We start from the raw sequence: 11992 nt of genomic DNA, 5'->3' as shown, positions 1-11992 counted from the left end.
GAGGGATACGCATGAAAGTCCTGCTCGCGGGCGACGGATTCGTCACCCCTGACGTGCTGGGCGCGGCGATCAGCGCCGCCCTGCCGGAGGCGGAGACCGCCGCGCTGCAGTTCGGATGGCCGGTCGAGCCCCAGACCGACTTCGGCGGGGTGAAGGAGGCCACCGGCGACGAGGACGAGCTCATCGCCGCCTTGCAGGGGGCCTCGGTCTGCTTCACCCACACCGGGCCGATCACGGACAAGGTGATGGCCGCCAGCCCCGACCTGAAGCTGGTCACCGTCTGCCGCGGCGGTCCCGTGAACGCGGACATCGCCGCCGCCACGCGCCGCGGGATCATGGTCACGAACACGCCCGGCCGCAACGCCACCGCCACCACCGAGCACACGATCGCGATGATCCTCGCGGCCGTCCGCCAGCTCGTCCCGCGCCACATCGAGCTCATCGCCGACGAATGGCACGGCGACTACTACGAGTACGAGAAGGTCGGGCCGGAGGTCCGGGGTTCGACGGTGGGCGTCATCGGGTACGGAGCGGTCGGCTCGCGCGTGGCGGCCGCGATGCAGGCTCTCGGCGCGACCGTGCTCGTGTACGACCCGTGGGTGGACCCCTCCCGGGTCGCACCGGGCGTGGAACTGGTGCCGGCGCTGGACGCCCTGCTGTCCCGCTCCACCATCGTCACCATCCATGCGCGCGTGACACCCGAGAACCACCACATGATCGCCGCTCCGCAGATCGCGCTCATGCCCCGTGGGTCGATCCTGGTCAACTGCGCCCGCGGATCGCTGCTCGACTACGACGCCGCCTGTGACGCTCTCGACTCCGGTCACCTGTTCGCGGCGTCCTTCGACTGTCTGCCGTCCGAACCGCTGCCGCCCGGGCACCGTCTCACGAGGACGCCCCGGCTCACGCTCACCCCGCACCTCGGGGGCGCGTCGAAGCAGGCGGCCGAGCTGGCCGCCAGGATCGGGGCCGACGACATCGCCCGCTTCGCCCACGGCGAGGCTCCGGTGCACCTCATGAACCCCGAGGTGCTCAAGGGCTAGCGAGAGGGCCTGACATGCCCGAGGACGGCGAGAGGGTCGACCCTGCGGTGGTCGTCATCGCCCGGATGCACTACGAGCACCGGATGACCCACCAGGAGATCGCCGATCAGCTCGGCCTGACGCGCGTGAAGGTCACCCGGACGCTCGCCCAGGCACGCGAGCTCGGCGTCGTCGAGATCACGATCCGCGGCGACGCCGAGCCGTTCGCCGAGCTGGCGGTGGACCTGGGGGCGCGGTTCGGTCTGGACGGCGTGTGGATCTCACCCAGCTTCGCCCGGCCGGACCGCGCGGCCGAGTCGCTCGCGGTGACGGGCGGAGCCGCCCTCACCCGCGTGCTGGCGGACGCGTCTCTCGTCGCCGTGGGGTTGTCCTCGGTGCTCGCCGCTGTCGTGCATCACCTGACCCGGACGCCGGTCACGCCGCCGGAGCGCCCGATCAGCTTCGTCCCCATGGCGGGCGGGTGGGGCGGCTGGCTCCAGTGGCCGAACCCGGCCGAACTGCCCGCCCGCCTCACCGCCGTCTTCGGGGGCCGCGCCCTGGCGTTCCCAGCTCCTCTGCTGGCCACCGATGCCGAGCTGGCCGGGCGGATCGCGGCCATGCCGGAGGTCCGCGAAGCGCTCGCGACGGCCGCGGCGGCCGACACTGCGGTCTTCGGCGTCGGCGGCCTCAACTGGGCGACGTACGCGCTGCGTTCGAGCATGACCGACGCCGAGCGGGTCGCGGTGACCGCGCGGCACGCGGTCGGTGACACGTCCGCGCGCTTCTTCGACGCGGTGGGCGAACCCGTGGACAGCACCATGGACCGCCGCGTCATCGGGCTGACGCTCGCACAGATGCGGGCGATCCCCCGCCGGCTCGTCGTCGCGTCGGGCCCGCACAAGCTCGTCGCCCTGCGCGCCACGCTCGCGACGGGCCTCGCCACGCACCTGTGCACCGATCACGACACCGCGGTGGCGTTGCTCGCCGACCGCTGACCCCACGCCGAGCGCTCCCAAACCCCCGGAAAACCGCTGGAATCCGGGGGTTTGGGAGCGTTCGGCGCACTCCGTAGGACGCAGAAAGCGGGGCGGCCGCAGCCACCCCGCCTCCGACGCCGCCGGATCGCATCCGGCGACGCCGCGTCACAGCTCGTTCGCCGTGCCTCCCGCAGCCTCGATCTTGGCCTTCGCCGACGCACTGTACGCGTGGGCGTCGATGTCGTAGGCCGCCGACACCTCGCCGCCGCCGAGCACCTTCACCAGCGAATCCTTGCGGACCGCGCCCTTGGCCACCAGGTCCGCGACCGTCACCTTGCCGCCGCCGGGGAACAACTCGGCGATCTTGCCGAGGTTCACCGGCTGGAACTCGACGCGGAACGGGTTCTTGAACCCGCGCAGCTTCGGCATCCTCATGTGCAGCGGCATCTGCCCGCCCTCGAAGTTCTCAGGCGTGTTCTTCCGCGCACCGGTGCCCTTGGTGCCGCGACCGGCCGTCTTGCCCTTCGACCCCTCACCGCGACCCACACGGGTCTTGGCGGTCTTCGCGCCCGGTGCCGGACGCAGGTCGTGCAGCTTCAGCGCCATATCACTCAACCTCCTCGACGGAGACCAGATGGGTGATGGCGCCGATCATGCCGCGAAACTCGGGCCGATCCTCCAACACCTTCGTGTCCCCGATGCGCTTGAGACCGAGCGACCGCAGGGTCTCGCGCTGGCTCTTCGTGCCGCCGATCGGCGACTTGGTCTGGGTCACCTGCAACCTGGCCATCAGGCGGTCCCCTCCTTCCGCGCCCTCAACAGCGCTGCCGGAGCGACATCCTCGATCGGCAGACCGCGACGAGCCGCGACGTCCTCGGGCTGTTCAAGGCCCTGCAGCGCGGCCACCGTGGCGTGAACCACGTTGATCGCGTTCGCCGAGCCCAGCGACTTCGCCAGGACGTCCTTCACACCCGCGCACTCCAGGACCGCGCGCGCCGAACCACCGGCGATGACGCCGGTACCGGGCGATGCCGGACGCAGCATCACGACACCCGCGGCCCGCTCGCCCTGAACGGGGTGCGGAATCGTGCCCTGGATCCGCGGCACGCGGAAGAAGTGCTTCTTGGCCTCTTCGACGCCCTTGGCGATCGCCGCCGGGACCTCCTTGGCCTTGCCGTAGCCGACACCGACCGTGCCGTCGCCGTCGCCGACGACGACCAGTGCGGTGAAGCTGAACCGGCGTCCGCCCTGGACGACCTTCGCGACGCGGTTGATCGCGACGACGCGCTCCAGGTAGTTGTTCCGTTCCTTCTCGTGCTGACCCTGCTGGCCACGACGGTCATCGCGGCCGCGGCGGTCACCACCTGCGCCGGCCCCGCGACGCTGGGTTCCGTTCGCCACTATCTCCACCTTCCCGTCAGAATCCGAGTCCGGCCTCGCGTGCGCCCTCGGCGAGGGCGGCCACACGGCCGTGATACTTGTTGCCGGCCCGATCGAACACGACGGTCTCGACCCCGGCGGCCTTGGCACGCTCCGCGACGCGGGCGCCGACCTTCTTGGCCCGCTCCGACTTGTCGCCCTCGGCCACCCGCAGGTCGGCCTCCATGGTGGAGGCCGACGCCAGCGTCACTCCGCGCGAGTCGTCGATCACCTGCGCCAGGATGTGCCGGCTGGAACGGGTGACGACGAGGCGCGGGCGCTCGGCCGAGCCGAAGATCGACTTGCGGCCGCGAGACTGCCGACGCAGCCGCGCAGACGTCTTGTCGGCGGTCATCTTGCGCACAGACAGCGACCTGCCCATCACTTACCAGCCTTTCCAACCTTGCGCCGGATTCTCTCTCCGGCGTAGCGAACGCCCTTGCCCTTGTACGGTTCAGGCTTGCGCAGCTTGCGAATGTTCGCCGCGACCTCGCCGACAGCCTGCTTGTCGATGCCCAGCACCGTCAGCCGGGTGTTGGACTCGACCGTGAAGCTGACGCCCTCGGGGGCGCTCACCACGATCGGGTGACTGTAGCCGAGCGCGAACTCCAACTGCTGCGGGCCCTTCGAGACGACGCGGTAGCCGACCCCGACGATCTCGAGCTTCTTCTCGAAGCCCTGCGTCACGCCGATGACCATGTTGTTGACCAGCGTCCGGGTCAGACCGTGCAACGCCCGCACCTGCCGCTCGTCGTTGGGGCGCGTGACCTCCAGTTGACCGGCGTCGTTCCTGCCCACTCCGATCGGTGTCGCAACAGTGTGGTTCAGGGTTCCCTTCGGACCCTTCACGGACACCTGCTGACCGTCCAGGGTCACCTCGACACCCGCGGGGATGTCGATCGGGAGCCTTCCGATTCGAGACATACCTTCAGCTCCTCTTCCTCACCAGACGTAGGCGAGGACTTCCCCGCCGACGCTCTTGGCCTTGGCTTCCTTGTCGGTCAGCAACCCCTGCGAGGTCGAGATGATCGCGATCCCCATGCCGCCCAGGACCTTCGGCAACGCCGTCGCCTTCGCGTACACGCGAAGACCCGGCTTGCTGATCCGGCGCAGGCCGTTGATCGAACGCTCGCGGCTGTTGCCGTACTTCAACTGAATCGTCAGAGTCTTGCCCACCTCGCCCTCGGCGGGGTCGGCCACCTCGAACGAGGAGATGTACCCCTGCGCCCGGAGGATCTCGGCGATGCCCACCTTGATATTGCTGTGGGGCATGCTCGTCTGGTCGTGGTACGCCTGATTGGCGTTCCGCAGCCTGGTCAGCATGTCTGCGATCGGGTCTGTCATTGTCATGGCTGTGTCAGCCTCTTTCTCGCGGGGTTTCACCCACCGGTGACCTACGCGGATCGGATCGAACTAAGGAACGGGACGGCTCGGTGGTCACCAGGACGACTTGATCACGCCGGGAAGCTCGCCGCGGTGGGCCATCTCCCGGAGGCAGATCCGGCAGAGGCCGAACTTGCGGTACACGGAGCGCGGCCGCCCGCACTTCTGGCACCGGGTGTACGCCCGGACGGAGAACTTCGGCTTGCGGGACTGCTTGACCTTCAGCGCTGTCTTTGCCATCGGTTACTCAGCTCACTTCTTCTTGCCCACGATGGGACGCTTCGTGCGGACGACGACCTTCTTGGGGTCGTTCTCAGGGGCCTTGAAGGGGAAGCCGAGCGCCTTCAGCAGAGCCCGCCCCTCCTCGTCGGTCGTGGCGGTGGTCACGAACGTGATGTCCATGCCACGGACCCGATCGATCTTGTCCTGGTCGATCTCATGGAACATGACCTGCTCGGTGAGGCCGAAGGTGTAGTTGCCCTGACCGTCGAACTGGCGGGCCGACAAGCCACGGAAGTCACGGATCCGAGGCAGCGCCAGCGTCAGCAGCCGGTCGGCGAACTCCCACATGCGGTCACCGCGGAGCGTCACGTGGCACCCGATCGGCATGCCCTCGCGCAGCTTGAACTGCGCGATGGACTTGCGGGCCTTCGTCACGGTCGGCTTCTGGCCGGTGATGGCCGTGAGATCACGCACGGCCCCGTCCATCACCTTGGAGTCGCGAGCGGCCTCGCCGACGCCCATGTTGACGGTGATCTTCACCAGGCCGGGGATCCGCATCACGTTGTCGTAGGCGAACTCCTTCTGGAGTGCCTCGACGACCTCGGTGCGGTAGCGCTTCTTCAGTCGCGGCATTTCGCGGACGGCCGTGCTCACTTGATCTCCTTGCCGGTCTTGCGGGCGATGCGAACGCTCCGAGTGCCGGTGTACTCGGTGCCGTCGGGACGCCGCTTGGTCACCTCGACGCGCTCGTAGCCGACGCGCGTGACGACCTCCTTGCCCCCGACCTTCACGACCAACTGGACGTTGGACACATGGATCGGCGCCTCGGAGGCGATGATCCCCCCCTTGACGGGGTTGCGGGTGCCGGCCTGCCGGTCCTTCAGGTGGCGCTTCACGATGTTGACGCCCTGGACCATCACCTTCTGCTCGGCCGGGTAGACGGCGAGGACCTCGCCGACCACGCCCCGGTCCTTGCCGGCGATGACCTTGACGCGGTCACCCTTCTTGACGTGCAGGGAGTTCGCCATGTCAGATCACCTCCGGCGCGAGCGAGATGATGCGCATGAAGCGCTTCTCGCGGAGTTCACGGCCGACCGGGCCGAAGATGCGGGTGCCGCGAGGCTCCCCGTCGCCCTTCAGGATGACCGCCGCGTTCTCGTCGAACTTGATGTAGGAGCCGTCCGCCCGCCGGTGTTCCTTCCGGGTGCGCACGACGACGGCCTTGACGACCTCGCCCTTCTTGACGTTTCCGCCGGGAATCGCGTCCTTGACCGTGGCGACGATCGTGTCGCCGAGGTAGGCGTAGCGACGCTTGGACCCGCCGAGCACACGGATGCAAAGAAGTTCCTTCGCCCCCGTGTTGTCGGCGACTCGCAGTCGCGTCTCCTGCTGGATCATTGCTATCTCCTCTGTCTCGCCGGTTCCAGCCGCGGGGCTGGCCTGGCGGAACTCGTTGTTACTTGGCCTTCTCGACGATCTCGAGCAGACGCCAGCGCTTGGACGCCGACATCGGCCGGGTCTCCATGACGCGCACGCGGTCGCCGACACCGGCCGAGTTGGCCTCGTCGTGGGCGTGCAGCTTCTCGGACCGCGTCATGACCTTGCCGTACAGCGGATGCTTCACCCGCGACTCGACGGAGACGACGATGGTCTTGTTCATCTTGTCGGAGACGACGACGCCCTCCCGGACCTTGCGGCCTCCGCGCTCGATCTGCTCGGCGCTCACTTCGCACCATCCTTGTCTTCGTCGTCGATCTCCGGCACGATGCCGAGGTTGCGCTCCTGCAACACCGTGTAGATGCGGGCGATGTCCTTGCGGACCTCCCGCAACCGGCCATGGGATTCGAGCTGCCCGGTGGCCGCCTGGAACCGCAGGTTGAAGTGCTCTTCCTTCAACTGCCGCAGAAGCGTGTTCAGCTCGTCGCGGGTCTGGTTGCGCAGGTCGGCGGCGATCAGAGTCTTGGCCATCAGATCTCACCTGCCTCACGCTTGATGAACCGCGCCCGGAACGGGAGCTTGTGGATGGCGAGGCGCATGGCCTCGCGGGCGATGTCCTCGTGGACCCCGGAGAGCTCGAAGAGCACCCGGCCCGGCTTCACATTCGCGACCCACCACTCGGGCGAGCCCTTGCCGGAACCCATCCGGGTCTCGGCCGGCTTCTTGGTGAGCGGGCGATCGGGGTACACGTTGATCCAGACCTTGCCACCACGCTTGATGTGGCGGGTCATGGCGATACGGGCGGACTCGATCTGCCGGTTCGTCAGGTAGGACGACTCCAACGCCTGAATGCCGTAGTCGCCGAAGGCGAGCTTCGTGCCGCCCTTGGCAGCGCCGGTCCGCGAGGGATGGTGCTGCTTGCGGTGCTTGACGCGACGGGGAATCAACATGTCCTACGCTCCTGCGTTCTGAGTCGTGGCCGGGGCGGACGCCGTCGCCTCGGCGGCGTTCTCGGCGCGCCGGCTGCCACCGCGCGGAGCACGGCCGCCACGCGCCCCGCCGTCGCGACGAGGACCGCGGTTGCTGCGGGCGCGACCGCCGGCGCTCTGGCGGGCTGCCTTCTGCGCCGCGCGCTCGGCGCGGGTGCCGGAGACCTCGCCCTTGTAGATCCACACCTTGACGCCGATCCGGCCGAAGGTGGTGCGGGCCTCGTAGAAGCCGTAGTCGATGTCGGCACGCAGGGTGTGCAGCGGCACGCGTCCCTCGCGGTAGAACTCCGACCGGCTCATCTCGGCGCCGCCGAGACGACCGGAGCACTGGATCCGGATACCGGCCGCGCCGGCCCGCATCGCGCTCTGCTGCGCCTTGCGCATCGCGCGCCGGAAGGCGACACGGGCGCTGAGCTGCTCGGCGATGCCCTGGGCGACGAGCTGCGCGTCGAGCTCGGGGTCCTTGACCTCGAGGATGTTCAACTGCACCTGCTTGCCGGTCAGCTTCTCCAGGTCGGAGCGCACCCGCTCCGCCTCTGCGCCGTTGCGCCCGATGACGATGCCCGGACGAGCGGCGTACAGGAAGATCGTGACCCGCTCGCTGCGGCGCTCGATCTCGACCGACGAGATGCCGGCGCGCTCGAGCGTCTTCGTGAGGTACCGGCGGATCTTGACGTCCTCGCCCACATAGGACGAGTAGTTCTTCTCCGCGTACCACCGGGTCTTGTGGTCGGTGGTGATCCCGAGGCGGAAGCCGTGGGGGTTGATCTTCTGGCCCATGCCTAGGCTCCCTTCTGTTCCTTGGGTTCGACAACGACAGTGATATGGCTGGCGCGCTTCATGATTCGGCTCGCCGACCCCTTGGCTCGAGGACGGATGCGCCGCAGCGTCATCCCCTCGTCCACGAAGGCCTGCGAGATGTACAGCTCATCGCGACGCAGCGACTCGGTGTTCTCGGCGTTGGCGGCCGCGCTGGCGACCACCTTGTACACGGGCGCGCTCGCCGCCTGCGGGGCGAACGTGAGCACGGCAAGTGCTTCGGTCACGTCCAGGCCGCGGACCAGGTCGACGACCCGGCGCACCTTCTGGGGCGACATCCGGACGTGGCGTGCGACGGCGAACGAGCCAGGACGGTCCCCGAGCAGGGCAAGGCGCCGCTTGGACAGCTCTGCGGTTTCGCTCATTGGTCAGTCAATCCTCTTCTCGTCCGCTCAGCGGCGGCGCGACTTCTTGTCATCCTTGATGTGACCGCGGAAGGTCCGGGTCGGGGCGAACTCGCCCAGCTTGTGCCCGACCATCGACTCGGTGATGAACACCGGGATGTGCTTACGCCCGTCGTGCACGGCGATCGTGTGCCCGATCATGTCGGGGGTGATCATCGAACGACGCGACCAGGTCTTGATGACCTGCTTGCTGTTCGATTCGTTCTGGGCCTCGACCTTCTTCGCGAGGTGGTCGTCGACGAAAGGACCCTTCTTCAAGCTACGCGGCATGGCTTCCTCTCAACACTCCCACTCAGCGCTTCTTGCCGGACTTGCGACGACGCACGATCATCCGGGTGCTCGCCTTGTTCTTGTCGCGGGTGCGGCCCTCAGGCTTGCCCCACGGGGTGACCGGGTGACGTCCGCCGGAGGTCTTGCCCTCGCCACCGCCGTGCGGATGGTCGATCGGGTTCATCGCGACACCGCGGACGGTCGGGCGGACACCGCGCCAGCGGTTGCGTCCGGCCTTGCCCCAGTTGATGTTGGCCTGCTCGGCGTTGCCCACCTCGCCGACCGTCGCGCGGCAGCGGACGTCCACCATCCGCATCTCGCCCGACGGCATGCGCAGCGTGGCCATGCGGCCCTCGCGGGCCACGAGCTGGATGCCCGCGCCGGCAGCCCGGCCCATCTTGGCGCCGCCGCCGGGGCGCAGCTCCACAGCGTGCACCGTGGTGCCGACCGGGATGTTGCGCAGCGGCAGATTGTTGCCCGGCTTGATGTCGGCCTCCACACCGGAGTCGACGATCGCGCCCTGCTTCAGCCCGTTGGGGGCGATGATGTAGCGCTTCGCGCCGTCTACGTAGTGGAGCAGGGCGATGCGGGCGGTGCGGTTCGGGTCGTACTCGATGTGCGCGACCTTGGCCGAGACGCCGTCCTTGTCGTAGCGCTTGAAGTCGATGACGCGGTAGGCCTGCTTGTGACCGCCGCCGATGTGGCGGGTCGTCACGCGGCCCTGGTTGTTGCGGCCACCGGTCTTCGGGCTCGGCTTGACCAGCGACTTCTCCGGCGTGGAGCGAGTCAGTTCGACGAAGTCCGCCACGGACGAGCCACGACGGCCCGGCGTTGTCGGCTTGTACTTACGGATACCCATCAGTTCCTCGTTCTCAGCTCACGCCGGTCAGGCGACCGGCCCTCCGAAGATGTCGATGCGCTGCCCGTCGGCCACGGTCACGATCGCCCGCTTGGTGTCGGGACGCCTGCCCCAGCCGGCGCGCGTGCGGCGACGCTTGCCGGCGCGGTTGATCGTGTTCACGTTGAGGACCTTGACGCCGAACACCGTCTCGACCGCGATCTTGATCTCGGTCTTGTTGGCGTCGGGCGAGACGAGGAACGTGTACTTGTTCTCGTCGAGCAGCGAGTAGCTCTTCTCGGACACGACCGGCGCCAGGAGGATGTCCTCGTGGACGCGGATCTTCATTTCGGCGCTCACTTCTCGTCCTCCTCGGAGTCGGTGTCATCGGCGCTCGCCGCGGACGGGGCCGACTCTGCGCTGGCGGGCGACGGCTCGGACTCGGCGCTCACCGGCGACGGCTCGGATTCGACGACCTCGAGCACGCCCGCCTCGGCAGCCAGGCCCTTGCCGGCCAGGAAGGTGTCGAGTGCGGCCTGGGTGAAGACCACCTCGTCGGCGCGGAGCACGTCGTAGGCGTTGATCTGGTCGACGACCAGCACATGAATCGAGGGAACGTTGCGCAGGCTCATCCACGCGACGTCCTCGGTGCGATCCAGCACGACGAGCAGCCGCGCCTCGGCGACCTCGCTGAGCGCCTGGAGGGCGGTCTTCGTGCTCGGCACGTCGGTCACGCCGAAGTCCTTCACGACGTGGACGAGACCCTCGCGCACCCGGTCGGACAGGGCTCCGGCCAGCGCGGCCGCGATCATCTTCTTCGGTGTGCGCTGCGCGTAGTCGCGCGGCTGCGGGCCATGAACCACGCCACCGCCGGTCCACTGCGGGGCCCGGCGGGAGCCCTGCCGGGCACGGCCGGTGCCCTTCTGGCGCCAGGGCTTGGCGCCACCGCCGGAGACGTCCCCGCGCGTCTTGGTGGCGTGCGAGCCCTGCCGGGCGGCCGCAAGCTGCGCGACGACGACCTGATGGATGAGCGCCACGTTGGTCTGCGCGTCGAACACCTCGACGGGGAGCGTGACGGCGGCGTTGTCGGTCCCGAGGACCTTCACGGTGAGCGAGCTCATGCCCGGACTCCCTTCTTCGCGGCGGTGCGCAGCACGACCAGCGACCCCTTCGGCCCCGGCACGGCGCCCTTCACGAGGATGAGGCCCCGCTCGGCGTCCACGGCGTGCACGGTGAGGTTCTGCACGGTGACGCGGTCGACGCCCATGCGCCCAGCCATCCGCAGGCCCTTGAAGAGGCGGCTCGGGGTGGCCGAGGCGCCGACGGAGCCCGGCGAACGGTGCTTGCGGTGCACGCCATGGGAGGCGCGCAGGCCACCGAAACCGTGGCGCTTCATGACGCCTGCGGTTCCCTTGCCCTTGCTGATGCCGGTCACGTCGATGACGTCGGCGGGCGCGAACACCTCGCTGCCCAGCTCCTGGCCGAGTGTGTACTCGGAGGCGTCGGACGTCCGGATCTCCAGCAGGTGCTTGCGCGGCGTGACCCCGGCCTTCTCGAAGTGACCAGCGGCGGGCTTGGTCACCTTCTTGGCCTTGACAGCCCCGTAGCCGAGCTGCACGGCGGAGTATCCGTCGGTATCGGGGGTCCGGACGGCCGTCACGACGCACGGTCCGGCCGCGATGACGGTCACCGGCACGACGCGGTTGTTCTCGTCCCACAACTGGGTCATGCCGAGCTTGGTGCCCAGCAGCCCCTTGACTTGGCGTTCGTTACTCATCAGTGACCTCACGGAAGCTTGATCTCGATGTCCACGCCGGCCGGAAGGTCGAGCCGCATGAGCGAGTCGACCGTCTTCGGCGTGGGATCGAGGATGTCGATGAGCCGCTTGTGCGTCCGCAGTTCGAAGTGCTCGCGGCTGTCCTTGTACTTATGGGGCGAACGGATGACGCAATACACGTTCTTCTCGGTCGGAAGCGGCACGGGGCCGGCAACCTTGGCACCGGTGCGCGTCACCGTGTCGACGATCTTCTTCGCCGACGAATCGATGACCTCGTGGTCATAGGCCCGGAGCCTGATCCGGATCTTCTGTCCCGCCACAGTTTCCTCTTCTCGTACTGCTTGCCCGGCGAACCGGTTCGGCGTTGGGAGCTCACGGTGAGCTCCCCCTGTTGCACCGACCCCCGCGGTCGGGCGTGTCGCGCGCTGCAGGCCG

General features: G+C 68.5%; 23 protein-coding genes. 2 read left to right on the top strand and 21 right to left on the bottom strand.

Annotation, left to right across the window (positions count from 1 at the left end):
* Window positions 1–11 precede the first annotated feature (11 nt).
* Both G555_RS0104095 and G555_RS0104090 read left to right on the top strand, forming a co-directional pair.
* The gene (locus tag G555_RS0104095) at window positions 12–1043 is read left to right on the top strand and encodes a 2-hydroxyacid dehydrogenase (protein WP_028707887.1); all 1032 of its coding nucleotides are present in this window, start codon (window positions 12–14) and stop codon (window positions 1041–1043) included.
* A 14-nt stretch (window positions 1044–1057) separates the two neighbouring features.
* The gene (locus G555_RS0104090) at window positions 1058–2017 is read left to right on the top strand and encodes a sugar-binding transcriptional regulator (RefSeq protein ID WP_028707886.1); all 960 of its coding nucleotides are present in this window, start codon (window positions 1058–1060) and stop codon (window positions 2015–2017) included.
* Between the two features lie 147 nt (window positions 2018–2164).
* Here G555_RS0104090 and rplO read toward each other — a convergent pair whose 3' ends face one another.
* The 21 genes from rplO to rpsJ form a co-directional block, all read right to left on the bottom strand.
* Window positions 2165–2605, bottom strand: coding sequence for a 50S ribosomal protein L15 (rplO, locus tag G555_RS0104085; RefSeq protein WP_028707885.1), 441 nt, complete (start codon window positions 2603–2605; stop codon window positions 2165–2167).
* Window position 2606: 1 nt separating this feature from the next.
* Window positions 2607–2789, bottom strand: coding sequence for a 50S ribosomal protein L30 (rpmD, locus tag G555_RS0104080; protein ID WP_028707884.1), 183 nt, complete (start codon window positions 2787–2789; stop codon window positions 2607–2609).
* A complete protein-coding gene (gene rpsE / locus G555_RS0104075) occupies window positions 2789–3400 on the bottom strand; it encodes a 30S ribosomal protein S5 (protein WP_028707883.1) in 612 nt (203 codons plus the stop codon). The genes rpmD and rpsE overlap by 1 nt, the downstream gene beginning before the upstream one ends.
* 16 nt (window positions 3401–3416) lie before the next feature.
* Window positions 3417–3800 (bottom strand): 50S ribosomal protein L18, encoded by a 384-nt coding sequence (gene rplR, locus G555_RS0104070; protein WP_028707882.1) that lies wholly within the window; start codon window positions 3798–3800, stop codon window positions 3417–3419.
* Complete coding sequence (rplF, locus tag G555_RS0104065) at window positions 3800–4342, bottom strand: 50S ribosomal protein L6 (RefSeq protein WP_028707881.1); 543 nt, start codon at window positions 4340–4342, stop codon at window positions 3800–3802. Before rplF ends, rplR begins: the two co-directional genes overlap by 1 nt.
* Before the next feature lie 18 nt (window positions 4343–4360).
* On the bottom strand, window positions 4361–4768 hold the full coding sequence (gene rpsH / locus G555_RS0104060) for a 30S ribosomal protein S8 (protein WP_028707880.1): 408 nt from the start codon (window positions 4766–4768) through the stop codon (window positions 4361–4363).
* A gap of 87 nt (window positions 4769–4855) precedes the next feature.
* Window positions 4856–5041, bottom strand: a complete 186-nt coding sequence (locus G555_RS0104055) for a type Z 30S ribosomal protein S14 (protein WP_028707879.1) — start codon at window positions 5039–5041, stop codon at window positions 4856–4858.
* Window positions 5042–5053: 12 nt separating this feature from the next.
* Entirely contained in the window at window positions 5054–5677 is a 624-nt protein-coding gene (gene rplE, locus G555_RS17865) for a 50S ribosomal protein L5 (RefSeq protein ID WP_425413823.1), read from the bottom strand.
* Window positions 5674–6051, bottom strand: coding sequence for a 50S ribosomal protein L24 (gene rplX, locus G555_RS0104045; RefSeq protein ID WP_036921191.1), 378 nt, complete (start codon window positions 6049–6051; stop codon window positions 5674–5676). The genes rplE and rplX overlap by 4 nt, the downstream gene beginning before the upstream one ends.
* Before the next feature lies 1 nt (window position 6052).
* On the bottom strand, window positions 6053–6421 hold the full coding sequence (gene rplN / locus G555_RS0104040; protein ID WP_028707877.1) for a 50S ribosomal protein L14: 369 nt from the start codon (window positions 6419–6421) through the stop codon (window positions 6053–6055).
* Between the two features lie 58 nt (window positions 6422–6479).
* Window positions 6480–6749 (bottom strand): 30S ribosomal protein S17, encoded by a 270-nt coding sequence (gene rpsQ / locus G555_RS0104035; RefSeq protein ID WP_028707876.1) that lies wholly within the window; start codon window positions 6747–6749, stop codon window positions 6480–6482.
* Window positions 6746–6991: a 50S ribosomal protein L29 gene (gene rpmC, locus G555_RS0104030; protein WP_036921188.1), complete on the bottom strand. Its 246-nt coding sequence runs from the start codon at window positions 6989–6991 to the stop codon at window positions 6746–6748. The genes rpsQ and rpmC overlap by 4 nt, the downstream gene beginning before the upstream one ends.
* Window positions 6991–7410, bottom strand: coding sequence for a 50S ribosomal protein L16 (gene rplP / locus G555_RS0104025; protein WP_028707874.1), 420 nt, complete (start codon window positions 7408–7410; stop codon window positions 6991–6993). Before rplP ends, rpmC begins: the two co-directional genes overlap by 1 nt.
* Window positions 7411–7413: 3 nt before the next feature.
* Window positions 7414–8229: a 30S ribosomal protein S3 gene (gene rpsC, locus G555_RS0104020; protein WP_028707873.1), complete on the bottom strand. Its 816-nt coding sequence runs from the start codon at window positions 8227–8229 to the stop codon at window positions 7414–7416.
* 2 nt (window positions 8230–8231) lie between these two features.
* The gene (gene rplV / locus G555_RS0104015; protein ID WP_051208412.1) at window positions 8232–8633 is read right to left on the bottom strand and encodes a 50S ribosomal protein L22; all 402 of its coding nucleotides are present in this window, start codon (window positions 8631–8633) and stop codon (window positions 8232–8234) included.
* 27 nt (window positions 8634–8660) lie between these two features.
* A complete protein-coding gene (rpsS, locus tag G555_RS0104010; protein WP_028707871.1) occupies window positions 8661–8942 on the bottom strand; it encodes a 30S ribosomal protein S19 in 282 nt (93 codons plus the stop codon).
* 22 nt (window positions 8943–8964) lie between these two features.
* A complete protein-coding gene (rplB, locus tag G555_RS0104005) occupies window positions 8965–9801 on the bottom strand; it encodes a 50S ribosomal protein L2 (protein ID WP_028707870.1) in 837 nt (278 codons plus the stop codon).
* A gap of 27 nt (window positions 9802–9828) precedes the next feature.
* Window positions 9829–10128, bottom strand: a complete 300-nt coding sequence (gene rplW, locus G555_RS0104000) for a 50S ribosomal protein L23 (protein WP_028707869.1) — start codon at window positions 10126–10128, stop codon at window positions 9829–9831.
* Between the two features lie 8 nt (window positions 10129–10136).
* Window positions 10137–10901, bottom strand: coding sequence for a 50S ribosomal protein L4 (gene rplD / locus G555_RS17860; protein WP_084634701.1), 765 nt, complete (start codon window positions 10899–10901; stop codon window positions 10137–10139).
* Window positions 10898–11557, bottom strand: a complete 660-nt coding sequence (gene rplC, locus G555_RS0103990) for a 50S ribosomal protein L3 (protein WP_028707868.1) — start codon at window positions 11555–11557, stop codon at window positions 10898–10900. The genes rplD and rplC overlap by 4 nt, the downstream gene beginning before the upstream one ends.
* Window positions 11558–11565: 8 nt before the next feature.
* Window positions 11566–11877: a 30S ribosomal protein S10 gene (rpsJ, locus tag G555_RS0103985; protein ID WP_028707867.1), complete on the bottom strand. Its 312-nt coding sequence runs from the start codon at window positions 11875–11877 to the stop codon at window positions 11566–11568.
* Window positions 11878–11992 lie beyond the last annotated feature (115 nt).

The organism is Propionicicella superfundia DSM 22317, from assembly GCF_000423465.1.
GTDB classification, from domain to species: Bacteria; Actinomycetota; Actinomycetes; order Propionibacteriales; family Propionibacteriaceae; genus Propionicicella; species Propionicicella superfundia.
This window is presented reverse-complemented; position numbering and strand designations above follow the sequence as displayed.